Source organism: Tsukamurella pseudospumae, from assembly GCF_001575195.1.
Taxonomy (GTDB): domain Bacteria; phylum Actinomycetota; class Actinomycetes; order Mycobacteriales; family Mycobacteriaceae; genus Tsukamurella; species Tsukamurella pseudospumae.
Genome location: NZ_LSRF01000015.1, coordinates 26,275 through 49,523 on the forward strand (window position 1 = coordinate 26,275; position 23,249 = coordinate 49,523).

At 70.8% G+C, this 23,249-nt stretch carries 24 protein-coding genes and 1 riboswitch; of the genes, 15 read left to right on the forward strand and 9 right to left on the reverse strand.

What is annotated here, in order from left to right; all coding sequences use genetic code 11:
- Positions 1 to 23 precede the first annotated feature (23 nt).
- Entirely contained in the window at positions 24 to 1,463 is a 1,440-nt protein-coding gene (locus AXK60_RS08965) for a short-chain fatty acyl-CoA regulator family protein (RefSeq protein WP_068570748.1), read from the forward strand.
- Positions 1,460 to 3,250 carry an alpha/beta-hydrolase family protein gene (locus tag AXK60_RS08970; RefSeq protein ID WP_082777916.1) on the forward strand — a complete coding sequence of 597 codons (1,791 nt, stop codon included), beginning with the start codon at positions 1,460 to 1,462 and terminating at the stop codon, positions 3,248 to 3,250. The genes AXK60_RS08965 and AXK60_RS08970 overlap by 4 nt, the downstream gene beginning before the upstream one ends.
- Positions 3,251 to 3,259: 9 nt before the next feature.
- On the opposite strand, the gene AXK60_RS08975 is transcribed toward AXK60_RS08970, so the two are convergent.
- Both AXK60_RS08975 and AXK60_RS08980 read right to left on the reverse strand, forming a co-directional pair.
- Positions 3,260 to 3,724 carry a tRNA (cytidine(34)-2'-O)-methyltransferase gene (locus tag AXK60_RS08975; RefSeq protein WP_068570750.1) on the reverse strand — a complete coding sequence of 155 codons (465 nt, stop codon included), beginning with the start codon at positions 3,722 to 3,724 and terminating at the stop codon, positions 3,260 to 3,262.
- Positions 3,725 to 3,773: 49 nt separating this feature from the next.
- Complete coding sequence (locus AXK60_RS08980; protein ID WP_068570752.1) at positions 3,774 to 4,379, reverse strand: HdeD family acid-resistance protein; 606 nt, start codon at positions 4,377 to 4,379, stop codon at positions 3,774 to 3,776.
- An 86-nt stretch (positions 4,380 to 4,465) separates the two neighbouring features.
- Between AXK60_RS08980 and AXK60_RS08985 the strand changes: the two genes are divergently transcribed.
- The 3 genes from AXK60_RS08985 to AXK60_RS08995 all read left to right on the forward strand — a co-directional run bounded on the left by AXK60_RS08985 (position 4,466) and on the right by AXK60_RS08995 (position 7,209).
- Positions 4,466 to 5,332, forward strand: coding sequence for a bifunctional methylenetetrahydrofolate dehydrogenase/methenyltetrahydrofolate cyclohydrolase (locus AXK60_RS08985; RefSeq protein ID WP_068570753.1), 867 nt, complete (start codon positions 4,466 to 4,468; stop codon positions 5,330 to 5,332).
- Positions 5,332 to 5,646 carry a DUF3017 domain-containing protein gene (locus AXK60_RS08990; RefSeq protein ID WP_068570755.1) on the forward strand — a complete coding sequence of 105 codons (315 nt, stop codon included), beginning with the start codon at positions 5,332 to 5,334 and terminating at the stop codon, positions 5,644 to 5,646. Before AXK60_RS08985 ends, AXK60_RS08990 begins: the two co-directional genes overlap by 1 nt.
- 105 nt (positions 5,647 to 5,751) lie before the next feature.
- Entirely contained in the window at positions 5,752 to 7,209 is a 1,458-nt protein-coding gene (locus AXK60_RS08995; RefSeq protein WP_068570757.1) for a hypothetical protein, read from the forward strand.
- 20 nt (positions 7,210 to 7,229) lie between these two features.
- Here the strand turns inward: AXK60_RS08995 and metX are convergent, their stop codons facing one another.
- Positions 7,230 to 8,378: a homoserine O-acetyltransferase MetX gene (gene metX / locus AXK60_RS09000; protein WP_068570759.1), complete on the reverse strand. Its 1,149-nt coding sequence runs from the start codon at positions 8,376 to 8,378 to the stop codon at positions 7,230 to 7,232.
- Positions 8,379 to 8,386: 8 nt separating this feature from the next.
- Positions 8,387 to 8,504, reverse strand: a riboswitch (SAM riboswitch).
- A 129-nt stretch (positions 8,505 to 8,633) separates the two neighbouring features.
- Here metX and AXK60_RS09005 point away from each other — a divergent pair.
- The 6 genes from AXK60_RS09005 to AXK60_RS09030 all read left to right on the forward strand — a co-directional run bounded on the left by AXK60_RS09005 (position 8,634) and on the right by AXK60_RS09030 (position 13,760).
- On the forward strand, positions 8,634 to 9,779 hold the full coding sequence (locus AXK60_RS09005) for an MFS transporter (RefSeq protein WP_082777917.1): 1,146 nt from the start codon (positions 8,634 to 8,636) through the stop codon (positions 9,777 to 9,779).
- 11 nt (positions 9,780 to 9,790) lie between these two features.
- Complete coding sequence (locus tag AXK60_RS09010; RefSeq protein WP_068570763.1) at positions 9,791 to 10,258, forward strand: guanyl-specific ribonuclease; 468 nt, start codon at positions 9,791 to 9,793, stop codon at positions 10,256 to 10,258.
- A complete protein-coding gene (locus AXK60_RS09015) occupies positions 10,255 to 10,686 on the forward strand; it encodes a barstar family protein (protein ID WP_068570765.1) in 432 nt (143 codons plus the stop codon). Before AXK60_RS09010 ends, AXK60_RS09015 begins: the two co-directional genes overlap by 4 nt.
- Positions 10,683 to 11,489, forward strand: coding sequence for an exodeoxyribonuclease III (locus AXK60_RS09020; RefSeq protein ID WP_068570767.1), 807 nt, complete (start codon positions 10,683 to 10,685; stop codon positions 11,487 to 11,489). Before AXK60_RS09015 ends, AXK60_RS09020 begins: the two co-directional genes overlap by 4 nt.
- 207 nt (positions 11,490 to 11,696) lie before the next feature.
- Positions 11,697 to 12,722 carry a tryptophan--tRNA ligase gene (gene trpS, locus AXK60_RS09025; RefSeq protein WP_068570770.1) on the forward strand — a complete coding sequence of 342 codons (1,026 nt, stop codon included), beginning with the start codon at positions 11,697 to 11,699 and terminating at the stop codon, positions 12,720 to 12,722.
- Positions 12,723 to 12,761: 39 nt separating this feature from the next.
- A complete protein-coding gene (locus AXK60_RS09030; RefSeq protein ID WP_068570772.1) occupies positions 12,762 to 13,760 on the forward strand; it encodes a YhjD/YihY/BrkB family envelope integrity protein in 999 nt (332 codons plus the stop codon).
- A gap of 1 nt (position 13,761) precedes the next feature.
- Here the strand turns inward: AXK60_RS09030 and AXK60_RS09035 are convergent, their stop codons facing one another.
- Both AXK60_RS09035 and AXK60_RS09040 read right to left on the reverse strand, forming a co-directional pair.
- Entirely contained in the window at positions 13,762 to 15,258 is a 1,497-nt protein-coding gene (locus AXK60_RS09035; RefSeq protein WP_068570774.1) for an APC family permease, read from the reverse strand.
- 1 nt (position 15,259) lies between these two features.
- The gene (locus AXK60_RS09040; protein ID WP_068570776.1) at positions 15,260 to 16,558 is read right to left on the reverse strand and encodes a D-alanyl-D-alanine carboxypeptidase family protein; all 1,299 of its coding nucleotides are present in this window, start codon (positions 16,556 to 16,558) and stop codon (positions 15,260 to 15,262) included.
- 32 nt (positions 16,559 to 16,590) lie between these two features.
- Between AXK60_RS09040 and AXK60_RS09045 the strand changes: the two genes are divergently transcribed.
- The 4 genes from AXK60_RS09045 to AXK60_RS09060 all read left to right on the forward strand — a co-directional run bounded on the left by AXK60_RS09045 (position 16,591) and on the right by AXK60_RS09060 (position 20,162).
- Complete coding sequence (locus tag AXK60_RS09045) at positions 16,591 to 17,463, forward strand: ferredoxin family protein (protein WP_068570778.1); 873 nt, start codon at positions 16,591 to 16,593, stop codon at positions 17,461 to 17,463.
- 26 nt (positions 17,464 to 17,489) lie between these two features.
- Positions 17,490 to 17,963, forward strand: a complete 474-nt coding sequence (locus AXK60_RS09050; protein WP_068570780.1) for a nitroreductase/quinone reductase family protein — start codon at positions 17,490 to 17,492, stop codon at positions 17,961 to 17,963.
- 119 nt (positions 17,964 to 18,082) lie between these two features.
- A complete protein-coding gene (locus AXK60_RS09055; protein WP_068570782.1) occupies positions 18,083 to 18,664 on the forward strand; it encodes a PadR family transcriptional regulator in 582 nt (193 codons plus the stop codon).
- Positions 18,654 to 20,162 carry a DHA2 family efflux MFS transporter permease subunit gene (locus AXK60_RS09060; RefSeq protein ID WP_082777918.1) on the forward strand — a complete coding sequence of 503 codons (1,509 nt, stop codon included), beginning with the start codon at positions 18,654 to 18,656 and terminating at the stop codon, positions 20,160 to 20,162. Before AXK60_RS09055 ends, AXK60_RS09060 begins: the two co-directional genes overlap by 11 nt.
- Before the next feature lie 13 nt (positions 20,163 to 20,175).
- On the opposite strand, the gene AXK60_RS09065 is transcribed toward AXK60_RS09060, so the two are convergent.
- From AXK60_RS09065 to AXK60_RS09080, 4 genes are all read right to left on the reverse strand, one after another.
- Complete coding sequence (locus AXK60_RS09065; RefSeq protein WP_068570784.1) at positions 20,176 to 20,946, reverse strand: ABC transporter permease; 771 nt, start codon at positions 20,944 to 20,946, stop codon at positions 20,176 to 20,178.
- Positions 20,943 to 21,740 carry an ABC transporter ATP-binding protein gene (locus AXK60_RS09070; RefSeq protein WP_068570855.1) on the reverse strand — a complete coding sequence of 266 codons (798 nt, stop codon included), beginning with the start codon at positions 21,738 to 21,740 and terminating at the stop codon, positions 20,943 to 20,945. Before AXK60_RS09070 ends, AXK60_RS09065 begins: the two co-directional genes overlap by 4 nt.
- A 33-nt stretch (positions 21,741 to 21,773) precedes the next feature.
- Positions 21,774 to 22,646 carry a DUF4097 family beta strand repeat-containing protein gene (locus AXK60_RS09075; RefSeq protein WP_068570786.1) on the reverse strand — a complete coding sequence of 291 codons (873 nt, stop codon included), beginning with the start codon at positions 22,644 to 22,646 and terminating at the stop codon, positions 21,774 to 21,776.
- 88 nt (positions 22,647 to 22,734) lie between these two features.
- Positions 22,735 to 23,247, reverse strand: a complete 513-nt coding sequence (locus AXK60_RS09080; protein ID WP_068570788.1) for a toxin-antitoxin system HicB family antitoxin — start codon at positions 23,245 to 23,247, stop codon at positions 22,735 to 22,737.
- Between the last annotated feature and the right edge of the window lie 2 nt (positions 23,248 to 23,249).

The following is a 23,249-nucleotide window of genomic DNA, read 5'->3' on the forward strand; positions in this document are numbered from 1 at the left end:
ATCGTCGGTGCTAGATTTCCTCCATGCAGAGGCTGTACGCGGGCGGGCGCATCAAGCGGCTCCGGGAGGAGCGCGGCCTCACCCAGACGGCGCTCGCCAAGACCCTGGACCTGTCGGTCAGCTACGTCAACCAGTTGGAGAACGACCAGCGGCCGCTGTCCGTGCCCGTGCTCATGCGGCTGAACACCACCTTCGATCTCGACATGTCCTTCTTCGCGCCGGAGTCCGACGCCCGGCTCGTCGCCGACCTGCAGGACGCTCTCGTCGAGAGCGGCGAGGCGGGGGAGGTGAGCGCCGCCGAACTCGACGACATCGTGGCCCGCTCGCCCTCGGTCGCGCGAGCCGTGGTGGCGATGCACCGTCAGTTGCAGGGCGCTACCGAGCAGGTCGACCGGCTCTCCAGCGGCATCGCCGGCGGTGCCGGCGGGGCGGTCTCCACACCGTACGAGGACGTCCGCGACTTCTTCTACGACCGCCGCAATCACGTGGACTCGCTCGACCGCGCGGCCGAGGAGCTGTTCGACGGTGCGGGGCTCACCATCGGCGGGCTGGATCTGCAGCTGGCCCGGCTCCTGCGTGACGAGCACGGCGTCACCGTGCGGATCTCCGGCGGCGAACCGGATCGGCCCGGTCCCCGTCGGTCCTACGATCCGGACGCGCGTGTGCTCACGCTGGCGCGGCGCCTCGACCACGGCCAACGGGCGTTCCAGATCGCCACGCAGCTCGGCTTCCTCACGCAGGCGGCGGAGATCGACCGGATCGTCGCGGGGGAGACCTCGCTGCCCACGGGGTCGCGGGATCTCGCGCGTGTGGGGCTGGCGAACTACTTCGCGGGGGCGCTCGTGCTGCCCTACGAGCGGTTCCTGCGCGCCGCGGAGGAGCTCCGGTACGACATCGACCTGCTGTGTGCGCGGTTCGAGGTCGGTTTCGAGACGGTGTGCCACCGATTGTCGACGCTGCAACGGGCGGGGCGCCGCGGCGTGCCCTTCTTCTTCGTGCGCACGGATCGTGCCGGAAACATCTCGAAGCGCCAGTCCGCCACGGCCTTCCACTTCTCCCGGGCGGGCGGCGGCTGCCCGCTGTGGGTGGTGCACGACGCCTTCGCCACGCCGGGGCGGATCCGGACACAGGTGGCGCAGATGCCCGACGGTCGCAGCTACCTGTGGATCGCCCGGACGACGTCCGAGCGCACCGCGGGCGGATACCTGGGGCAGGGCCGGGACTTCGCGATCGGACTCGGATGCGACCTCGCCCACGCGCACCGCCTGGTCTACTCGCGGGGCCTGGCACTCGACGAGCCCGATTCCTTCGTGCCGATCGGCGCCGGGTGCAAGGTGTGCGACCGGCCGCGCTGCGCGCAGCGCGCCTTCCCGCAGATGGGCCGGCCGATCGCCGTCGATACGAACCGGGCCGAGCTCATCCCGTACACGTTCGCGGGCGCCGCCGATCCCGACGGGGCATGATCAGAGGTCGCAGCGCAATCGTGAAGGGGGAGGTCCGGGTGAGCGAGTCGGTCGAAGACGTGGCGGAGGAAGCCGCCGAGCAGTCGGTGCGGGTGCTGGACCGGTTACGGGACTGGTGGTCGCACCGCTACACCTTCACCGGGACCGCGGTGGGCCTGGTGTTCCTCTGGCTCTCACTGACCCCGTCGCTCCTGCCCCGCGGTCCGCTGTTCCAGAGCCTGGTGAGCGGTGGATCGGGTGCGATCGGCTACCTCATCGGTGTCGTCGCCGTGTGGCTGGTGCGCTTCATGCGCTCGAAGGAGAGCAGCCCGCCGGTGCCGAAGCAGGGCTGGTGGGTGCTCCTGGCGATCGGTGTCATCGGCACCGTCGGGATGGTCGTGTTCTTCGACACCTGGCAGACCGACCTGCGCGACCTCATGGGTGTGGCCTACCTGACCTTCGTCGACTACCTGCAGATCGGCGTGCTGTCGGTCGTCTTCCTCTACGCCTTCGTCGAGCTCGGCAAGGGTGTGCGATGGATCGTGCGGTGGCTCATCGCCCGTCTCAACCGGGTGTGCCCGCCGCGCGTCTCCGCGGTGATCGCCGTCGCGCTGGTGGTCTTCCTGAGTATCGAGATCGTCAACGGCGTCGTGGTGCGCGGCGCGATGGACGCGATGAACACGGCGTTCTCGAAGGCCAGCCGTGAGGGCGCTGCCGATCGCCCCGTACCCACGAGCGCCTTCCGCTCGGGCGGGCCCGGATCTCTGGTCGACTGGTCCTCGCTCGGTAAGCAGGGGCGGGTGTTCGTGTCGAACGCGCAGACCGTCGCGCATCTGACTGCGTTCAACGGCGCCCCGGCGGTGGAGCCGATCCGTGCCTACGCCGGCCTGGAGTCCTCCGACTCGGGGAACCCGAACCGGTACAAGGACATCGCGGAGAAAGCGGCGGCGGAACTCGAACGCACCGGCGGCCTGCACCGCAAGGTGGTCGCGGTCGCGGCGACCACCGGCACGGGGTGGATCAACGAGGCGGAAGCCGGTGCGCTCGAGTACATGTACAACGGCGATACGGCCATCGTCAGCATGCAGTACTCGTTCCTGCCGAGCTGGCTGTCCTTCCTCGTCGACAAGCAGAACGCCCTCGACGCCGGCCAGGCCCTGTTCGAGGCGGTCGACAAGCGCGTCAAGGCGCTGCCGGAGGGGCAGCGGCCCAAGCTCGTCGTGTTCGGCGAGAGCCTCGGCTCGTTCGGGGGTGAGGCGCCCTTCCTGTCCCTCAACAACCTCGTCGCCAGGACCGACGGTGCGCTGTTCTCCGGCCCGACTTTCAACAACGAGATGTGGGTGCGATTGACGCAGCAGCGCGACGCGGGCTCGCCCGAGTGGCTGCCGGTGTACCAGCAGGGCGCCAACGTGCGGTTCGCCGCGCGTGCGGAGGATCTGGCGAACCCGGCGCAGCCGTGGTCCCATCCGCGCGCGGTGTATCTGCAGCACGCCTCCGACCCCATCGGCCGGTGGAGCCCGGATCTGCTGTTCAGTCAGCCGGACTGGCTCAAGGAGAAGCGCGGCCCCGACGTCCTGTCCTCGGTGTCGTGGATCCCGATCGTGACCTTCCTGCAGGTCTCCGCCGACCTGGCGGTCGCGGGGAGCGTGCCCGACGGGCACGGACACACGTACGTCAAGGCCGTCGTCGACGCGTGGGCGGCGATCCTGGAGCCCCCGGGCTGGACCGCCGAGAAGACCGCGCGCCTGCGTCCGATGCTCAACAGCCAGACGGGGTTCAACGAACCCGACGCGCGGCCGGCGGGTTAGCGCCGGGCGTCAGAGCGCACCGTCGAACCCGTTCTGCCGCCACGCCTCGTACGCGACGATGGCGGCGGAGTTGGCGAGGTTGAGGGAGCGTCGGCCGGCGAGCATGGGGATGCGCAGGGCCTCGGTGACATGCGGGTCGGCGAGCACCTCGGGAGGGAGCCCGGTGGGTTCGGGGCCGAAGAGCAGGACATCGCCCGGGTGGTAGCCCACCTCGTGGTGGTGGCGCGTCGCGTGCGCCGTGTAGGCGTACACCCGCTCGGGGGCGAGCGCCGCCCAAGCGGCCTCGAGGTCGGCGTGCACGCTCACGTGCGCGAGGTCGTGGTAGTCCAGACCGGCCCGACGGAGCTTGGGCTCGGAGAGGTCGAAGCCCAGCGGCTCGACCAGGTGCAGCTCGCATCCGGTGACGGCGGCGATGCGGATCGCGTTGCCCGTGTTGGGGGCGATCCGGGGTTCGAAGAAGAGAATGCGGAACACGGGTGACGATCCTGTCACCCGTGCTCCGCATGTGCGAGAGGAGGTCCGATCAGCCGGCGTACTGCGAGGGCTGCTGGGCGCCGAACCGCTTCGCGGCGCTGCGCAGCTGCAGGGCGGTGATGATCTGCGTGATGCCGATGGCGACGGCCCAGATGCCGCCGACCCACACCAGAACGCCCACCGAGAACGGGCTGGAGACGAGCACCACGCCGCCGATCAGGGTGATGACGCCGAGGATCACGACCCAGACGCGGCCGGGCAGCAGCCGGTCACTCGCGGCCGTGACGATCTGGGTGATGCCGGCGAAGATCCACGCGACGCCGATCCAGATGCCGAGGATCGCGATCGAGGTGATGAAGTCGTCGCGGAAGCAGGCCACGCCGATGACGATCGACAGCGCGCCGCTGATCACCGAGAGCACGCGGTGCTGCGCCTCACCGATCAGCCCGGCGATCACCTGGAAGGCGCCGCTGATGAGCAGGTAGATGCCGAACAGGATCGCGATGGCGAGGGTCGTCGGACCCGGCCACACCGCGATGACGATGCCCATCAGGACGGAGAGGACGCCGAGGGCGAGGACGGCCTGCCAGGTGGCCTTGATGCCCTGCTGGATCCCTTGCTGGAATCCCTGCTGGAGGGGGTTCTGATCAGTCATGGGTTCAGTATCGGATGTAACTCGAACAACCGCGACTCGAACCGGGATAAATCGGCACGCTGAATCAGGGGGATAGGATATCGGCTGTGACGGCTGAGGTGTTGGACGGCAAGGCGACCCGCGACGAGCTCTTCGAGGTGTTCCGGGAGCGGGTGAGCGCGCTGCGCGCGCGGGGCGTGGCCCCGGGGCTCGGTACGGTCCTCGTCGGCGACGACCCGGGCTCGCGGTCCTACGTCAAGGGCAAGCACGCCGACTGCGCCAAGGTCGGCATCGAGTCGATCCGCCGCGATCTGCCCGCCGACATCTCGCAGGCCGCGCTCGAGGCCGTCATCGACGAGCTCAACGCCGATCCCGCGTGCACCGGATACATCGTGCAACTACCGCTGCCGAAGCACCTGGACGAGAACGCGATCCTGGAGCGGATCGACCCCGCCAAGGATGCGGACGGCCTGCACCCTACCAACCTGGGCCGACTCGTGCTGGGCGCTCCCGGCCCGCTGCCGTGCACCCCGCACGGCATCCTGCATCTGTTGCGCCGCTACGACGTTCCGATCGCCGGGGCGCACGTCGTGGTCGTCGGTCGAGGGGTCACCGTCGGCCGGCCGATCGGCCTGCTGCTGACCAGGCGGTCCGAGAACGCCACGGTCACGCTGTGCCACACCGGAACCCGTGATCTCGCGGCCGAGGTCCGCCGCGCCGACATCGTGATCGCCGCCGCCGGCGTCCCCGGCCTGATCACCGCGGACATGGTCAAGCCCGGCGCCGCCGTGCTCGACGTGGGCGTCAGCCGGACCGACGAGGGCCTGCGCGGCGATGTCGCCGCGGGAGTCGCCGAGGTCGCCGGTCATCTCTCGCCCAACCCCGGCGGTGTCGGCCCGCTGACGCGAGCCTTCCTGCTGGGCAATGTGATCGAGGCCGCCGAGCGCGACCTCGCCCGCGCGGACGGAGCGTAGTGCCCGAGCCCGCGGTCGAGCAGTTCCGCCGTGCCCGGACGGTGCGCACGGTGATCGCGAACGCGGGGTACGTCGTGGTGGTGGCGATCCTCGCGGCGGGAATGGTGCTCGTCGGGCTCGAGTACTGGCGCCGCGGCCTCGTCGTGTTCGGGGCCGGGACGGGCTTCGCCGCCGTCCTGCGCGCCACCCTCCCCGAGCGGCGTCAGGGTCTGCTCCGCGTCCGCGGCCGGTGGTTCGACGTGTCGGTGCTGGCCGTGGCGGCGGTGGCGATCCTCGTCGTGTCGTGGGGGATCAGCCCGTTGGGCACCAAGTAACCCCAGTGATACAAACTTCAAATGTAGATTCCTGTATGTAACGTTTTGGCATCGGGTACGATGTGCTGAGGTAACGACTCGGTCAGCGACTCGAACGGAGGTGCCATGGGGATCTCGTCCTTCGGCGCGTCCGTGGGTCCCGGACCCGTGCACTGCGTCCTCCTCGATCTCGAGGACGGGCGGATCGTCGGTCGGCAGGCCCGCACGATCGATCCCGGGCCGTACCGCCTCGGGCGGCGGGGCAACCTCCTCTCCTCGGGCTTCGACCTGCTGGCAAGCCATTCCGAGCGCACCGTCGACGCGTCGGCCGTGACCGTCGAGTCGCGCCGGGACCTGATGTCCGTGCGCTGCGGCGCGCGTGGCGGCGTCCGGTCCGCGGGAATCGTTCGTGAATCCGACGCGGTCCTCCGAGCGCTCGACGAGCGCGGTCTGATCGCGCGGTATCCGAGCGTGATGATCGCGAACCTGGGAGCGGGCGGCCTGCGGATCTACACCGTGAGCGACGGAGCCGTCACCGCCGAGCGCCGAGCGCGCGGCGTCGTCGTCGACGGCCCGGACGCGGGAGTCGGCGCGGCGCACGGGGTGGCGGAGTTCCTGCACGCCACGATCGGTCGCGCCGCGGCGGCCCCGGAAGCAGTGGTTCTGGTGGGCAGCGGCGCGCAGAACGCCGGCGTCCGCGAGGCCGTCGCCGACATCGCCCGGGCCGCGGGCGCGGAGCCCCTGTCCGTCGAAGAGCCCGAGGCGATCGCCGCCACCGGCGCGGCGCTGCTCGCGGCGGACCGCCGGGCCGCGGGAACGGCACCGTCATCACTGGTGAGCAGTGGCCTCGGGGGCCTCGGCGGGCACAGCGTCCGCCTGACCGCCGCCGTGTTGCCGCTGCTGGTGCTCGCCGCACTGACCGGCGCGGTCCTCGCCACCGGCTACGCGACCGGCATCATCGGGCCGGCCGGCCAGACCACCGACCAGGTCGTTCCGACTTCGACGGAGGTGCGCTCGTCCGCCGAGACGGCGCCCAGCTCGGAGGTGGGGCCGCTGCCTACCTCCAGCGCCGCCTCGACCCTGCCGCCCGTGGACACTCTCGTGCCCACGTCGGTCCCACGGGACACCGGCCGGAACGAAGTGACGCCCACGATGACCACGTTCGCGCCGCCGCCCGTCCACCCGACCACGACACGGGCCCCCTGGCCGACTCCGACGCCGACCGTGCCCAGCACGCCGACCCGGACGCTTCCGACGACGATCCTGCCGTCCATCCCGACGGGCACGCCGTCCGGAACGCCGGTGCCGACGGAGCCGAGTGTCACGCCGCCCGCCGAGGGCTCCGGCCAGAATCCGCCGCCCGGGTCGGCAGTGCCCCCGTCCCGCGAGATCCTCCCGGGTAACGGGCTGGTCGGTCCTGGTGCGGGCGCCGGGGGAGGCGCCGCCCATCCCGACGGTGCCGCGTCCTCGGACGCATCACCCGATGCTGCCCGGCGCGTACCCGGGGCGACCGCATCCCAGACGGCGCCGGCGGCATCGTCGTCCTCCTCGGAGGCGCCGACGGTGACCACCCCGGCCCCGTAGATCCCCCCGGTGACGCCCCGTCAGCGGCGCGCGATGTCCAGGGTGCGCGACAGTAGTTCCGAGACGGCGTCCATCTCGGTGAGGAAGCCGTCGTGGCCGTCGCGCGAGTGCACCACGACCAGTCCCTCGCAGCCCGGCAGCAGCTCGGCGATCTCCTCCTGCAGGCGCAGCGGGTACAGGCGATCGGAATCGATCCCGCCGACGACCACGGGGACCGGGCAACTGCGCAGCGCCGTCTCGACGCCGCCGCGGCCGCGGCCCACGTCGTGGTGGTTGAGCACCTCGGTGAGTACCACGTAGCTGCCGGCGTCGAACCGGTTGACCAGCTTCTCGGCCTGGTGGTCGAGATAGGAGGTGACGGCGTAGCGGCCGCCCGCGCGCGGCTCCTCGTCGCCCTGCGCATCGTTGCGGAACCGGCTGTCCAGCTCGATCTCGGTGCGGTAGGTCAGGTGCGCGATCCGGCGGGCGACGCCCAGGCCGGCGGTCGGCGCACCGTCGGTGTCGTGGTAGTCGCCGCCGTGCCAGTGCGGATCCGCCGTGATCGCCGCGATCTGCGTGGTCTGGGTGCCGATCTGATCGGCCGTCGCGCGGGCGCCCACGGCGAGGATCAGTGCCGAGCGCAGGAAGTCGCCGTACATGAGGGCCCATTCGAGGGCCCGCGCGCCGCCCATGGAGCCGCCGACGACCGACGCGATGTCGTGCACGTCGAGCGCGCGCAGCAGCGCCGCCTCGGCCTCCACCTGGTCGCGCACCGTGATGACGGGGAAGCGGGAGCCGTAGGGCCGCCCGTCGGGAGCGAGCGACGCCGGCCCCGTCGAACCTGAGCACCCGCCCAGGACGTTCGCGGAGACGACGCACCACTCGTCCGTGTCCACCGCCGCTCCGGGGCCGATCAGGCCGTCCCACCAGCCCGCTGAGCGGTGATCGGCGTCGGGCGGGCCGGTGACGTGCGAATCGCCCGTCAGGGCGTGCAGGGCCAGCAGGACGTTGCTGCGGTCGGCGTTCGGTCGGCCCCAGCGCTGGAAGGCCATCGTGACGTCCTCGAGGACGACACCGGATTCGAGTACCAGGGGGCCGAGTGACAGGGACTGCATCGCACCGTCCGGCACCCGGGCCCAGTCGCCCGGGGACCTGTCGATGGATCGACCTGTGCGGATGGTGATGGTCACCGAACCTCTCCTCGCGCTTGCCGCCCGACAGGGTTCGCCGGGAAACCAGGTCATCACCCGGGGCACCCCACCGCGGCGGAGGGTTGCCGGTCAGCAAGCCGGGGCTGCGCGCTGACACTCATGACCTCGTCTTCATCATAACGGACCGAATTCCCGTGAACGAGGTCACAGGACGAGGTGGGAAGGAGGGAACAGACCGGGGCGTTACATGGTCACGTGGATTCTTCTACCCGGACCAGGCTCGCGGTCGGCGCCATGGCGCTCGGCGGTTTCGGCATCGGCACGACCGAGTTCGCGGCCATGGGACTACTGCCCGGCATCGCGCAGGACCTCGAGGTCAGTGAGCCCGTCGCCGGGCACGTGATCTCCGCCTACGCGCTGGGCGTCGTCGTCGGCGCGCCGCTCATCGCGGCCGCGTTCGCCCGCGTGCCGCGCCGGCTGCTACTGATCGGGTTGATGGTCGCGTTCACCGCGGGCAACGCCCTGTCGGTGTTCGCTCCCAGTTACGGCACGCTCATGGCAGCCCGGTTCGTCGCCGGCCTGCCGCACGGCGCGTTCTTCGGCGTGGCGGCGCTCGTCGCGGCGCATCTGGCCGGACCGGCGGGGCGGGGCCGCGCGGTCGGACAGGTGCTCATGGGCCTGTCGGTGGCCAATGTGATCGGAGTGCCGCTGGTGACGTGGCTCGGCAATGCGTTCACCTGGCGGTACGCGATGGGCGTCGTCGTGGTGATCGGCGCCGTCACGGTCGCCGCGCTGCTGGCGTTCCTGCCGTCGGTGAGCATCCCGGTGACCAACCCGCTCACCGAGCTCGGTGCGCTCGCCCGGCCGCAGGTCTGGTTCGCGCTGCTCACGGGCATCGTCGGGTTCGGCGGGATGTTCGCCGTCTACACCTACATCGCCACCACGCTCACCTCGGTGTCCGGGCTGAGCGCGACCTCGGTGCCCATCGTGCTGGCCGTCTACGGCGTGGGCATGGTGATCGGCAACGCCGTGGGCGGTCGCGCCGCGGACCGCTCGGTGATCGGGTCGATCGCCGTCGCGCTTGCCGCTCTGGTGGTGCTGCAGGCACTGTTCTCCCTGTTCGCGCCGCAGCCCTTCGCGGCCGTGGCACTGTTCTTCCTCATCGGCCTCACCGCGTCGGCGCTGGTGCCCGCCCTGCAGACCCGGCTGATGGACGTCGCGGGTGAGGCGCAGACCCTCGCCGCCACGCTTAACCACTCCGCGCTGAACATCGCGAACGCACTGGGTGCACTGCTCGGCGGCGCGGTCATCGCCGCCGGTGGCGCGTACACCGCGCCGGCACTGGTCGGCAGCGGCCTCGCGGTCGCGGGCCTGCTCGTGTTCGTGGTCGGCGTGCTGGTCGCGCGACGGGGCGCTGAACCTGTCGGTGCCCGTCGGTAGGGTCTTGGGGCATGCGAAGGATTCTCGCTCTCTGCGCGATAGCCGTACTCGCCGTTTTCGGTCTCGTCGCCTGCGGCAAGTCGTCGGCACAGCCCGGTGCCACCGCGGCACCGGTCGCGTCGTCGTCCACGGTGAAGGGGTCGACGGTGACGGCCAAGCCCGGCCCGGCGCGCTCGTCGGCCGGGGCGCCGTCGAACTCCGCGGTCCCGCAGCGAGTGCTCGCGACGCTCGCGCGGATCGACGCGGGCACCTGGCCCCCGAAGGACGGTTCGGGTACGCAGGGCGGCCGTAACTTCGGCAACTTCGAGAACCGGCTGCCGAAGACCGATTCGAAGGGCAAGGCCGCCAAGTACACCGAATGGGACATCAACATCAAGAAGTCCGGCCGCGGGCGCGATGCGGAGCGGATCATCACGGGTGCCGACGGCGGCGCCTGGTACACCCTCGACCACTACGAGACCTTCACGAGGATCCGATGAGCACCCTTCCGCAGTTCCTCCAGTCCGGCTCCGGCGCAGCCCTGACCAGTGCCGATCTGGACTCGCTCAAGCGTCGTGATCGGCCCCGCGTGCTCGTGGCCCGCGGCAGCCGGATGCGCACCAAAGCAGCGCTGCTCAACGAGGTCTCGGCCGTCCTGCAGTTCCCGCTCGACTTCGGTGGCAACTGGGACGCGCTGGCCGACAGCCTCGGTGACCTCGATTGGCTCGGCGGGCAGGCGCTCGTGGTGCTCGGCGTGGCGGAGGCCGAGCAGGTCCTCGCCGATGACGACGGCGCCTTCGGCACCTTCGTCGCCGTCCTCGCGGACCGGGGCGTGCAGGTGCTGCTCGGGGTGTCCGACGATGCCGACGGCCCGGTCGTGCGGTCCGCGTGGGCCGCGGCCGGTCTCACCGTGGAGGCGCTCGCGTGATCATCACCTCGATCAATGTCAACGGCGTTCGTGCCGCGGTGAAGCAGCGGTCCGAGGAGAACCTCGGCATGCTGCCCTGGCTGCGCGAGACGAAGGCCGATGTGGTGCTGCTGCAGGAGGTACGCGCCACCCACAAGCAGACGCTCACCGCGCTCGCGCCCGCGTTGGAGGAGGGCTGGCATCTGGCGGCTGCGGAGTCCTCGACGGCGGGCCGCAACGGTGTGGCGGTGCTGTCCCGGAGCGAGCCCGACGCCGTGCGGATCGGTTTCGGCAGCGAGGAGTTCGACCACGCGGGCCGCTACATCGAGGCGGACTTCGAGGATCTCACGGTCGCTTCGCTCTACCTCCCGTCCGGTGACGTCGGTACCGAACGACAGGACGAGAAGGATCGCTTCCGTGCGGAGTTCGGCGCGTACCTGGCGAAGCTCGGCCGTCGGCGGCGCGAGGTCGTCGTGTGCGGCGACTGGAACATCGGCCACACCGAGCTGGACATCAAGAACTGGAAGGGCAACGTCAAGAACTCGGGGTTCCTCCCCGAGGAGCGGGCCTGGATGAGCGAGTACATCGGTGAAGGGCGCGCGTTCAAGGACGTCGTGCGCGACCTGCACCCCGGCGTGCCCGGTCCGTACGCCTGGTGGTCGTGGCGCGGCAAGGCCTTCGACAACGACTCCGGCTGGCGCATCGACCTGCAGATCGCCAACAACGCGTTGGCGAAGCGGGCGTCGTCGGCCGTGGTCGAACGCGCGGATGCCTACAACCTGCGCTGGTCCGACCACGCGCCGGTCACCGTCGAATACGCCTGAGCGCTCGCCGCGCCTCGTCGTCGGCGGGCCGCTGTGAAACCCTGGCCGTCACGGTCATGAGGTGGTCGACAGGTCGGCGACGATCGCCCCGACGAGCCCCCGCCCGACCGTGGCGGCCACGATGACAGGGGCGCCGGACCGGGGTGGGCACCGTCGGGCCCGATACTGGGGCGACGGGCCGGAGCGTGGCCGATAGACTCGTTCCCCGTGACGGAAACCGCCCCCACCCCCGCGAAGCGGCAGCGCGCGCTGTCGGGTATCCAGCCGACCTCGGACTCGTTCCATCTCGGCAACTACCTGGGTGCGGTGCGGCAGTGGGTGCAGCTGCAGGACGAGTTCGACACCTTCTACTTCATCCCGAACATGCACGGCATCACCACGCCGCACGATCCGAAGGCCCTGCGCGAGCGCACCGCCTTCGCGGCCGCGCAGCTGCTGGCGCTCGGCGTGGACCCCGAGCGGTCGACGATGTTCGTGCAGTCGCAGATCCACGAGCACGCCGAGCTGACCTGGGTCCTGTCCTGCATCACGGGTTTCGGCGAGGCCAGCCGGATGACGCAGTTCAAGGACAAGTCGGCGAAGAACGGCACGGACAGCTCGTCCGTGGGCCTGTTCACCTACCCGATCCTCATGGCCGCCGACATCCTGCTCTACCGACCGCAGCTGGTACCCGTCGGCGAGGACCAGCGGCAGCATCTCGAGCTCACTCGGAACCTGGCGCAGCGCTTCAACACCCGGTTCAAGAAGACCTTCGTGGTCCCTGAGGCGCACATCGTCTCCGACACCGCCAAGATCTACGACCTGCAGAACCCGACCGCCAAGATGAGCAAGTCGGCGGAGTCCGACGCCGGCCTGATCAGCATCCTCGACGACCCGAAGATCATCGCCAAGCGCGTGAAGTCGGCGGTCACCGACACGGAGCGGGAGATCCGCTTCGATCGGGAGCACAAGCCGGGCGTGTCGAACCTGCTGACCATCGAGTCGGCCTTCACCGGCACCCCGATCCCCGAGCTCGAGCGGGCGTACGAGGGTAAGGGCTACGGCGATCTGAAGACGCAGGTCGCGGACGTCCTCGTCGACTTCGCCGCGCCGCTGCGCGACCGCGTCAAGGGGTACCTCGACGATCGCGCGGAACTGGACAAGGTGCTGGCATCGGGACGGGAGCGCGCGCAGGAGATCGCGGCGCGCACCCTCGCGGACGTCTACGACAGGGTAGGGTTCCTGGCGCCCTAGCCGATGTGACGTAGCGAACACCCGCAGGAGGATTCCCGAATGCTCCAGAAGTACCGTGACAAATGGCCGTGGTTCGACCACGTGATGGCCGCCGCCATGCGGTACCAGGACAACAAGGGCGACTACTACGGCGCCGGGATCACCTACTTCAGCGTGTTCGCGCTGTTCCCGCTCGCGATGGTCGTGTTCTCGATCGGCGGCTACGTGCTGGTCAACGACGCCGAGCTGTTGGCGGAGATCAAGCAACGGATCAGCGACCTGATGTCGAACCAGGAGATGGCGACCACGGTCAACCAGCTCCTGGACCGAGCGATCTCCTCGCGCGGCACCGTCGGACTGATCGGCCTGCTCGGTGGCCTGTGGGCCGGCCTCGGCTGGGTGGGCAACGTGCGTGCCGCGCTCACCGAGATGTGGGACAGCGAGGAGCCCGAGCAGAACTTCGTCAGCAAGAAGCTGGGCGATCTGGCGGCACTCATCGGCCTCTTCGCCGCGATCGTGGTGTGCTCGGCGCTCATCGCCGTGGGCAGCAGCCCACTGACGAAGACCTTGCTCACCGCCATCGGCTTGGATCACGTTCCCGGCCTGGCGATCCTGATCGCGTGCGTGACGCTGCTGGTCACGGTGTTCGCGACCTGGGTCCTGTGGACCTTCGTCATCGCGCGGATGCCGCGCGTCAGCTTCCCGTGGCGCAACGCCCTGCACGCCGGACTGCTGATGGCCGTCGTGTTCACCGTGTTCACGCAGTTCGCGACGCTGATCATCGGTGCCACACTGCGTAGTCCCGCCGGCGCGACCTTCGGCCCGATCCTCGGCATCATGCTGTTCATCTACTTCACCGCGCGGATGCTGTTGTTCGCCACCGCCTGGGCGGCCACCGATCCGCGCAATCAGCGCTACGTGATCCCGTCGGCACCCGATCCCGTGGTGATCGCGCCGGTCATCCGCCAGGAGTCCGATCCGGGTCGCGCTGCGATCGCCGGCGCCGCGGGTCTCGTCGCGGGCCTCGGCCTCGGCTCCCTGCTGCGCCGCAAGCGCTGACTCAGGCGTCCTCGGGCGCGCTGGCGCGCGGGAGCGTCCGGCCGCGGAAGAACGCGGGCCGCGTCACGGCGCACGCGATCATGAGCGGTACGCCGAGCACCAGCATCCCGATACCGATGACGAACACACCGCCGACCCCACCGATCACCGTCTGCCCGTAGTCGGGGGCGATCATGTCGGCGGCGCTCTGCACGAACGCCCAGATCATCGCCGCCCCGCCGAGCACGGGGCAGATCAGCCGCAGTACCAGGTTCCGCAGCGACCGCCGGACGGTCCGCCGGAAGTACCACGCGCAGGCGAACGCGGTGATCGCGTAGTAGAACGCGACCGCCAGTCCGAGCGAGCTGATCGAGTCCTCGAGGGTGTTGCGGCTCAGCAGCGCCAGCGTGAGATAGAAGGCGAGCGCGGAGGCGCCCATCACGACGGTGCCGAAGGACGGCGTCAGATACCTCGGGTGCACGCGGGCGAAGCGCTCGGGCACAGCCCGGTAGATCGCCATCGCGAGCGTCCCGCGGGCGGTGGGCAGCACCGTAGACTGCGTGGAGGCGAGCGCCGACAGCGCCACCGTGAGTACGAGCAGGCCCGCCAGTACTGCGCCGCCGACGGGACGGCCGAGCACCGTCAGGACGTCGTCGTGGTTGTCCGTGTTACCGAGCCCCAGGCCCGTCTGCCCGAAACCCGAATAGGCCTGGACGGCAACGGCCACCAGCACGTAGGTGCCCATCAGCACCACGGTCGCGAGCACCGCGGCACGGCCCGGGGTCGAGGAGGAGTCCCTGGTCTCCTCGCCGACGGCGAGGCACGCGTCCCAGCCCCAGTACAGGAAGATGCACAGGATCACGGCGGCCGCGATCTGCGAGGCGCTCAGGCCCGTCGGGTCCAGCCAGTCCCAGGTCGGTCGCACCGCCTGCGCTCCGGCCCGCCCGCTGTACACGGCCCACAGGGCGGCACCGGCCGCGACGGCGAGGACGGCGAACTGGATCGCCATCAGCACGTTCTGCATCCGCTCGGACACGACGATCCCGCGGTACGACACCCACGTCATCGCCACGATCAGCACGCAGCCGAAACCGACCACCGCGAGCCGGTCGTCGGCGAGGTCGCTCAGCCCGACGAAGCGCAGGAGATAGGTCGCAGAGATCTCCGCGACGTTCGCCAGGCAGATGATCGCCGACACCGCGAGGCCCCAGCCGCCCATCCAGCCGATCCACGGCCCGAACGCCCTACTGCCCCAGGTGAAGGTGGTCCCCGCGTCGGGGGTGTCGGCGGCGAGCTCCTTGTAGGCGAGGGCCACCAGCAGCATCGGCACGAAGGCCACCACGAACATCGCCGGCGCCTTGCCGTGCACGTGCGCGACGACGCCGCCGAGCGTCGCCGCGAGACTGTACGCGGGCGCCGTCGACGACAGCCCGATCGCCATGTTGCTGAGCAGCCCCAGGGAGTTCGGGCGAAGTCCCTTGTCGGGCACCGTCGCCGCCCCGACCGGCGCGGCGACCACGTCAGCGGCCCCGGTTCGTACGCATGGCCGCGCCGACGAGCGCCGCGATGACCGCGAGGCCGCCCAGACCGATCAGCAGCTTGGTCCCGTTCCCCATGCCCGACGGTCCGCTCTCGACCACCGCGTCGTGTCCCTCGTCGGGGCGGTGCTCCGGCGCACCGGATCCCGAGGCCGCGACGAGCGTGCCGACCGACTTGCCGCGCAGCGCGACGCCGTAGTCGAGCAGGCGGCGGTACTGGTCCCAGTAGGTGTTGCCCGTGTGGGTGAGGCCGAACATCTGGACGATCACGTAGCGATGACCGTCGCGGTCGACGGCGCCGGCGAAGGTCTTCTTCGCGTCGTCGGTGTAACCGTTCTTGCCCGCGACCGCGCCGGGGAAGTCGGTGAGCAACCGGTTCTCGTTGAGGATCGGGTACGGCGCAACGGATGTCGGCGCGGGCGGCGCGCTCGACCCCGGAGGCACGGGTGTGGGCGGTCCGGTCGTCGGCACCGGCGGGTGGCCGGGGAAGGTGATCCGCGGGGTCGCGGCGATCTCCACGAACCGCTTGTCCTGCAGGGCCGCCCGCAGGATGAGGGCGAGGTCGTACGGGCTGGTGCTCATGCCGGGGCCGTCCAGGCCCGACGGGGTCGCGGCCCGCGTGTCGTGCGCCCCGAGTGAGGACGCCAGCTCGTTCATCTTCGCGACCGCGGCGTCCACGCCGCCGAGCTGCCGCGCGAGGGCGTGCGCGGCGTCGTTGCCCGAGATCAGCAGCAGGCCCTCGAGCAGGTCCTTGACGGTGTACCGGCCGCCGGGGGAGACGCCGGCGGCGTCGCCCTCCTGCGCGGCGTCCTCCGCGGTCCCCTCGACGACGGTGTCGAGCTTCAGGTCGCGGAGCGCAACCTGTGCCAGCAGCAGCTTGATCGTGCTCGCCGGGCGGTACCGGCCGTGCGGATCCTTCGCGGCGATCACCGTCCCGTCGGTGGCGTCGGCGACGAGCCAACCCGCGGAGTCGATACCGGGCGGGGCGGGCGGCGCACCGTCGGGCACGACGAGGCCGCACCCGCCCAGTTTCGCGCCACCCACGGGCGGGTCCGGAACGGCGAGCGGCGCGGGAGCGGGCGTGCCCGGCTTGGGCACCTCGGAGGCGTCGACGGCGGGCGGCGGGACGTGCTTGTGCGGGCAGGCGTCGGTCACCAGCGTGGCCACGGCCGGCCCGGGAGTGGGCGACGGTGCGGGAGCGGGCGTCGCGCCGGCCGGGGCGACGGCGAGCGTGCCGAGAAGGCCGACGACGGTTGCGGTTCTCAGGGCGCGCGCGATCATCGCGGCTCATCGTAGTCCGCTACGGTGGCGGTATGACGGAGCGTTGTTCGAGTTTCACGGACGAGCCGCTCCCCGGCACCGCGACGACGGAGACGGGCTGGCTCTGCATCGAGAACGAATCCGGCTGGGGCCGCGATCCGTTCTCCGGCGGAACCTTCGCTCCGGACGTGGGGGCGGCCATCGAACGGTTCGCCGACCAGCGCGCCCTGCGGGTGCTGCTGATCCACCGGCCCGGGCGCGCGGGCGGGACCGGGCCGATGCGCGTGTTCGTCGCGGACTCGGTGCCCGGCCGGAGTTCGCTGCGGATGTTCACCGTCACCGACTACGCCGAGATCCCGCGCCTGCCCGTCGACGACCCGGCGGCCGGCGACCCCGCCGACCCGATCGCGCTCGTGTGCACCAACGGCAAGCGCGACGTGTGCTGCGCCGTTCTCGGCCGGCCGATCGCCGCGGAACTCGCCGCCCGCTACCCCGAGCCGGTGGTGTGGGAGTGCTCGCACACCGGCGGCCACCGGTTCGCCCCCGTGGTGATCGTCCTGCCCACCGGCTACACGTACGGCCGCATGTCGAGCGCGGAGGCCGGCGAGGCCCTCGACGCCGCGCGCGCAGGGGTGGTCTCCACGTCCGGGCTGCGCGGACGTTCGTCGATCCCGCCCGCCGAGCAGGCGGCGGAGGTCGCCGTCCGCGAGTTGCTCGGTCCCGTCGGGCCCGACGTCCTGCGCACCGCGTCCGACGGTGCGCCGCCCGCCGCGTTCCACGATGTCACCGTCGAGCACGAGGACGGGCGCGCGTGGGCGGTGACCGTGACCGCGGAGGACCTGCCGCCGCGGATGATGTCGTGCGGGAAGAAGCCGTCGGCGGCCCGGGCCTGGCGAACTTCCTCCGTCCATGCGGACGGAAACTGACACCAATACCCGCGACAGTGATGGGTATGACTGAGCAGACATCGGTACCGGGCTCCTACGACGACCCCGAGATGCCCTGGAACACGCTGACCGAGGAGACCATCGGCGACTGGAACCGGAACGTGATCGCCGAGTTCCGGGCCAACGAGGGGGTGGTCGGCGGCGCGTACGCCGGCGGCTCCCTGCTCCTGCTGACCACCACGGGTGCACGGTCCGGGCGCCCGCACACCGTGCCCGTCGGGCCGCTGTTCCGGGGAGAGCAGCTGTACCTCAGCTCGTTCATCGAGAAGACCTACCCGGCGTGGTGGCACAACGCGCGGCGGCACCCGGCGGTCACCGTCGAGATCGGGGAGCGCACCGTCGCCGCCACGGCTCGGGTGCTCGTGGGCGATGAGTACGCCGAGTTCGCGGCGTGGGCGCTCGCGGACAACCCCGATCTCGCGGCCTTCCAAGCGACGATCGACCGGCCGATCCCGCTGGTCACGCTGACCTTCGCGTGATGTGAGCGGTGTCACGGAGCGGTTCCGCCCGGTTTGGGCGATCACCCCGCACTGCAATATTCCATCTGGAGTAATCGGGGCGTAGTGTTGCCGCCGGGCGCACGGATCGGAGGTGGGGGATGGCGCGGGAACGGGCACTGACCCCGCTGGCGATCGCCGCACTGGCGCTGCTCGTCGAGCGGGACATGCATCCCTACGAGATGTTCACCACGATGGTCGACCGGCGCGAGGACCTCGTGGTCAAGCTCCGGGCGGGTTCGCTCTACCACGCGGTGAACCGGCTGGCCGAGGACGGAATGGTCGGAGCCGTCGGTACGGAGCGCGACGGCAACCGACCCGAGCGCACCACGTACGCGATCACCGCCGCGGGCCGGGAACGGTTGCACGCGACGCTCGCCGACATGCTGGCCAGGCCGGCCGAGGAGTACCCCGCCTTCCCGCTGGCGGTGGCCGAGGCGCACAACCTGGACCGGGACACCGTCGTCGACCTGCTCCGCACCCGGCTCGACCGGGTGGACAACGACGTACGGGCCATGCGGGACGGGCTGGCCCGCGCGCTGCAACGGACCGTCGAGGTCCACCTGCTCGACATCGACTACCTCATCGCGATGCGCGCCGCGGAGGCGGACTGGCTGCGGCGCACCGTCGAACGACTCGACGACGACACCCTCGAATGGAAGGCCCCCTGTCATGGCGAATGACGCCACCACGGCACCGCAGTACGACCCGGGCGCGCTGCCCGGGCTCCCCTCGGGCTACCGCCCCTGGCCCGCCCTCTGGGCGCTGGTCGTGGGCTTCTTCATGATCCTCGTCGACTCCACGATCGTCTCGGTGGCGACCGATTCCATCTGGATCGACCTCACCCAGGGCAAGGACCTCAACGGCGTCATCTGGGTGACCAGCGGTTACCTGCTGGCGTACGTGGTGCCGCTGCTCCTGGCGGGGCGCCTCGGCGACATGTTCGGCCCGAAGCGGCTCTACCTCGTGGGCCTGACGATCTTCACGCTCTCGTCGGCGTGGTGCGGCCTGTCCGGGACGATCGGCATGCTCATCGCCGCGCGCGTGGTGCAGGGCATCGGCGCCGCACTGATGACGCCGCAGACGATGGCCGTGATCACCCGCACCTTCCCGGCGGCCAAGCGCGGCACCGCCATGGCGCTGTGGGGTTCCGTCGCGGGCGTCGCGATCCTCGTCGGGCCGCTGGCCGGTGGCGTGCTCGTCGATCGGCTCGGCTGGGAGTGGGTGTTCTTCGTCAACGTGCCCGTGGGTATCGCAGCATTCATCGCCGCAGTGATCCTCGTGCCGAACCTGCCCACGCACAAGCACAGGCTCGACATCCCGGGCATCCTGCTCAGTGCGGCCGGCCTGTTCCTGGTGACCTTCGGACTGCAGGAGGGGCAGAAGGAGGACTGGTCCGCAGAGATCTGGGGGATGATCGCGGCGGGCGTGGTGCTGCTGGTGGTCTTCGTGTGGTGGCAGTCCAAGGCCGCCGAGCCGCTGATGTCGTTGTCGCTGTTCAAGGACCGCAACTTCTCGCTGTCCAACGCGGCCATCGCGTGCATGGGATTCTCGGTGACGGGCATGTCGATCCCGCTGATGCTGTTCGCGCAGAAGTCGATGGGGCTCACGCCCACCCGCTCGGCGCTGCTGCTCATCCCGCTCGCCGTGATCTCCGGGGCCCTGGCGGCACCGTCGGGCAAGCTGGCCGACAAGGTGCATCCGCGCTACCTCACCGGATTCGGCTTCGCGGCCAACGCGATCGCGCTGTTCTGGCTGGCCCTCGTCGCGCACGACACCACGCCCGTGGTCGGCATCCTCCTGCCGATCGGGCTGATGGGCGTCGGCAACGCGTTCATCTGGGGGCCGCTCGCCGCCACCGCGAACCGGAACCTGCCGCTGCAGCTGGCGGGCGCCGGATCGGGCGTCTACAACATGACCCGCCAGGTGGGTGCCGTGCTCGGCAGCGCGGCGGTCGGCGTGCTCATGCAGCACCAGATCGAGGAGAAGTTCACCGCCGCCACGGGGCACGCCGCCGCCGGCGGGGGAGGCGGGGCGATGGCCACCGGCGCCCTGCCGGAGTTCCTCCGCGGCCCGTTCGCCGACGCGATGGGATCGACGATCATCCTGCCCGCGGCGGCGCTCGTGATCGCCTTCGTGGTGGTGCAGTTCTTCGCGACGCCCACGCACCAGAAGGACTGAGCGTCGGGTCGGCTCAGCGGATCCGGCGACGGTACGCGAGCGTCGCGGCGCCGTAGGCGACGACCAGGATGCCCGCGCTCCAGCCGAGTGCGGAGGCGAGGTCGGCACCGTCGACGGGGCGCTGCGCGAGCAGGGCGGAGATCGTGTTGACGATCGAGGTGACGGGCTGGTGCTCGGCGAAGGCGCGCACCGGCCCGGGCATCGTGGCGGTCGGCACGAACGCGGAGCTGATGAAGGGCAGGAAGATGAGCGGGTACGAGAACCCGGTCGCGCCGTCCACCGACTTCGCCGTCAGACCGACCGCCACCGCGATCCAGGTGAGCGCCATCGTGAACAGTGCAAGGATCCCGGCGACGCCGAGCCAGGCGAGCGGGCCGGCCGAGGAGCGGAAGCCCATGAGCAGGCCGACGCCGAGGATGATCACGACGGTGATCGCGTTCGCGACCATCGAGGTGAGCACGTGCGCCCACAGCACCGACGACCGCGCGATCGGCATCGACTGGAAGCGCTCGAAGATCCCGCCCTGCATGTCGTTGAACAGTCGCAGCGCCGTGTACGCGATGCCGGATGCGATGGCCATCAACAGGATTCCGGGCAACAGGTAGTTCACGTAGTTCGTGCCGCCGGTGCTGCCCTTGATCGCCCCGCCGAAGACGTAGACGAACAGCAGCATCATCGCGATCGGCGTGAGCGCCGTGGTGATGATCGTGTCGGCGCTGCGGGTGATGTGTTTGAGGGATCGGCCCAGCAGCGCACCGGTGTCCGAGACGGCGTAGGTGGTCATGATCGGTCCTCGATGTCCGTGGTGTGGGTGGTGGGTTCGGTGCGGGATCCGGTGAGCGCGAGGAAGACCTCCTCGAGTGACGGCTGCTTCTCGACGTACTCGACCTTCGCCGCCGGCAGCAGTCGCTTGAGCTCCGCGAGGGTGCCGTTCGCGACGATCCGGCCGTCGCGCAGGATGGCGATGCGATCCGCCAGTTGCTCGGCCTCCTCGAGGTACTGTGTGGTCAGCAGGACCGTCGTGCCTTGCGCCGCCAGTTCTTTCACGATCTCCCACACGTCGATGCGGGCCTCCGGATCGAGGCCGGTGGTGGGCTCGTCGAGGAAGATCACCGCGGGGTCGCCGATGAGGCTCATGGCGATGTCGAGGCGCCGCCGCATGCCGCCGGAATAGGTACCGACCCGGCGTCCGCCCGCGTTCGTCAGGCGGAACCGTTCCAGGAGGCCGTCGGCGACGGTGCCGGGGTCGCCCTGGTGGCGCAGCCGCGCGACGAGCACGAGGTTCTCCCGGCCCGTGAGGATCTCGTCGACGGCGGCGAACTGCCCGGTGAGGCTGATGGATTCGCGGACCTGCTGCGGCTCGGCGGTGACCTCGTGGCCGTGCACGGTCGCGCTGCCCGCGTCGGGGCGCAGCAGGGTCGAGAGGATGCGGACCAGGGTGGTCTTGCCTGCGCCGTTCGCGCCGAGCAGGGCGAAGACGCTGCCGGGGGCGACGTCGAAGTCGACCCCGCGGAGCACCGGTAGGTCGCCGTAGCTCTTCTCGATGCCGCGGACCTCGATGGCCGCGGTGGTGGTCATGGTCATGATGTTCTCCTGACGGGGGATGGGCGCTCAGCGAGCGCGCCGGATGTCGATGTCGCCGAACTTCGCCCGCGCCCGCACGGAGACGTGCTCGCCCGCGGGCTCCGTGGCCGGATCGCCCGCGTCCGGGAGGCCCTCCTCGAGACGATTGCGCACACGTCCCTCCTTGGAGGACAGGTCGAGCCACGCCGGAACCCCCTCCGCCACAAAGACGGTGAGCCGTCCGTAGCTGCTCTCGAGGTCGATGGCGCCGCCGGAGACCTCGGCCAGGGTGATGGCGCCGTACGCCGTCTTCGCCGCGACGGACGAGGCGGCGCGGTCGATGTCGAGGTCGCCGTAGGACAGGTTCGCCTCGACGCCGCCGGTCGTCTCCCCGATGCGGATGCTGCCGTGGGAGGCCTTGAGCACGGCGTCGCCGGCGATGGACGCGATGCGGATCTGCCCGTGGTCGGCGGTGATCTCCGCGGAACCCTCGACCGCGCCGGCCGTGGCGTTGCCGTGGCCCGCGCGCAGCCACAGGTCGCCCGTGGTCTCGAGCTCGACGGTGCCTGTGCTCGCCTTGATCCGGGTGGCCGCCAGGCGGCCCTCGGTGCGGACACCGCCGACGGCGCTCTCCGCGGTGAACCGGGAGCCGGAGGGCAGCTCGACGGTGATGTCGACGGACTCGGAGGCGCCGATGATGCTCATGAGCCCGAACTTCGGCTTGGGCCCCACGATGACGAGCCGGGCACCGTCGAACTCGACGCGGACGGCCTCGGCGCCGCGGCGGTCCGCGGCCTTGTTCGGGGAACTGGGGGAGATCGTGACGACGGTGTCGGGGCGGTCCGACGCGATGACCTCGAGGTCGCCGACCTGCAGGTTGACGGCGAGGTCGATGGGTTCGGGGGTGGGGAAGACGGGCATGACGGGCCTCTCGAGGGTGTGTTCGGCCGACCCCGCGGGGTGCGGGGTTCGGCGTCGAGCTGGTGGGGTTCGGGTGTCGGGGGAGCGGTCAGCGCGCCCAGCCGGCGAAGTCGTCGCCGGTGCGGAGCGCACGCTGCGTGGATCGTCGCTTGCGGGGAGCCAGCGCCGCCGCGACGGCGCGGACCAGCCAGGTGTTGACCGACACGCCCTCCGCGGCGGCGGCCTCGTCGACCTGAGCCTTGAGCGCGTCGGGCAGGCGCAGGGTGGTGCGGGAGGTGCTGGCGTCGTCGAAGTCGAGGCCGCCGGAGGGGGTGGCCTCGTCGTCCGGTTCCGCGCGCGGCGCGGCGACGACGAAGTCCACCTCGCGGCCGCGCAGACGCAGGTCGACGGAGCCGGGGACCAGGTCACGGGTGATCTCGGCCGCGGCCGCGGACAGTGCGTCGAGCAGGACCAGCCGGGCGGCGGCGTCCAGGCCCGAGGCGAGCCGCTCCGCGGTCGCGCCGGCGTCGTCGACGCCGTTGTCCCCGGCTTCCGCGAAGTCGCGCTCCGCCGCGGCGATGAGCTGGCGCTGGAGGTCGCTGACGAAGGGCGTGATGTCCATGG